Here is a 1,439-nt window from a genome sequence, read left to right as displayed (position 1 = left end):
CTCTTGCGATGATGATTGTGATCATGGTAAAGACTGTCACGATGACGGGCACAAATGGAATGATTGCAAAGGCGGACATAAATTCCCATCTTGCAAAAATAAGAAATTCGATCACTTCTGGTATAAAAAACGTAATTGCTAGTTTTTTATGTCCACCAAAAAAGGTCGCTTTGCGACCTTTTTTACGTTTACTGAAAATGACTTATATCTGCAAATTGTTTTACTTTACCACGGTTTTCATCAAATTCAATCACACTAAGACTCGCGCTATGCATAAATGGCTCTTCCCATACATGTTCAATTTCAAMACCYGCAAAATGCCCTACRAGTAATTTCGCTGCTGCAGCATGAGWRACWATTAAAATATTTTCYCCTTTATGCTTTTCTAAAAGAAAKTGTATCCCTTCAATTACTCTTTTATGAACGGCCGCAAAGTTTTCCCCTGATGTTGACTGAAAAAGATGTGGTTCATTCCAAAATAAATGTACTTCTTCTGGATATTGCATTTCCAAGTCAGCAATTGTTTGCCCTTCCCATATCCCCATGTTTATTTCATAGAAACGTTCATCTTCTATAATTGGAAGATCGCGTTCCCCTTTAATCAATTCAGCAGTATGAAGCGTTCTTTCGCTTGGACTACTATATATGGCATGGAGTGGTAAATCCTTCATACGCTCCCCTAATTGTTTCGCTTGTATCATACCATTCTCTGTTAATGCTGAATTTTTCCGTCCTTGCATCCGCCCTGCTACATTCCATGCTGTCTCACCGTGCCTTGTTACATATACCGTTGTCTTCATTTCACATGCCCCCTTACCATTTTGGCCGCGATTCCCACGGCTCTACTCTCCCTACAATCCATTCTGTGCATTTACTTTCAATTCCTTTTATAACTCCGTCAGCAATCTCTTCATGAGTAAGCCATCTTGCATATGTATCTTCTAAAATAAACCCTAATATAATTCTATAATAACTACATAATGTCCCACCTATTTTTTGTGACTTCGTACGCGATGCACTACTACCTAATATATGAAATAAACTATACTTTTCCGATGACAATTCAACCTCATTACAAATGAGTGATAACGCATCCTTCGCACTTGAGTGTATCCATGCAACAACTAATGTAATTGGGCCATTTCTCTGAATTGTACTTTTAATAGCTAGCTTTATATCTTCATTATTATGATAATCTAAAGGAAGACATGTAATATTTTCTGGTGCGGAACTAGCTTGCATAACATTTTCTAATTTCACTTCATCTCGTCCAATAACAGACACACGAAATCCTTGATCACAAAGCCACATAGAAACTTTCTTTAACATTCCTGTTCCACCAATTACAAGTGCATGCAAATACTCTTCCTCCCTAGTAAAATGTCATATGAGGTTTTTCTTCCCTATAATAATTTAGACGGTCTTGCAGTGTCCCTGAA

At 37.4% G+C, this 1,439-nt stretch carries 2 protein-coding genes and 2 pseudogenes; 1 reads left to right on the top strand and 3 read right to left on the bottom strand.

Annotated features, from left to right (window positions below; all coding sequences use genetic code 11):
* A pseudogene (locus tag AC1DJR_RS29610) lies at positions 1-142 on the top strand (spore coat protein G); the annotation flags it as partial.
* A 46-nt stretch (positions 143-188) separates the two neighbouring features.
* Here AC1DJR_RS29610 and AC1DJR_RS29605 read toward each other — a convergent pair.
* From AC1DJR_RS29605 to AC1DJR_RS29595, 3 genes and pseudogenes are all read right to left on the bottom strand, one after another.
* A complete protein-coding gene (locus tag AC1DJR_RS29605; RefSeq protein WP_477004218.1) occupies positions 189-800 on the bottom strand; it encodes a phosphoserine phosphatase 1 in 612 nt (203 codons plus the stop codon).
* Positions 801-813: 13 nt separating this feature from the next.
* Positions 814-1,359, bottom strand: coding sequence for a short-chain dehydrogenase (locus tag AC1DJR_RS29600; RefSeq protein ID WP_477004217.1), 546 nt, complete (start codon positions 1,357-1,359; stop codon positions 814-816).
* 13 nt (positions 1,360-1,372) lie between these two features.
* Positions 1,373-1,439: pseudogene (locus AC1DJR_RS29595) on the bottom strand (metallothiol transferase FosB); the annotation flags it as partial.

This window comes from Bacillus sp. 05T31 (assembly GCF_056396725.1).
This window is presented reverse-complemented; position numbering and strand designations above follow the sequence as displayed.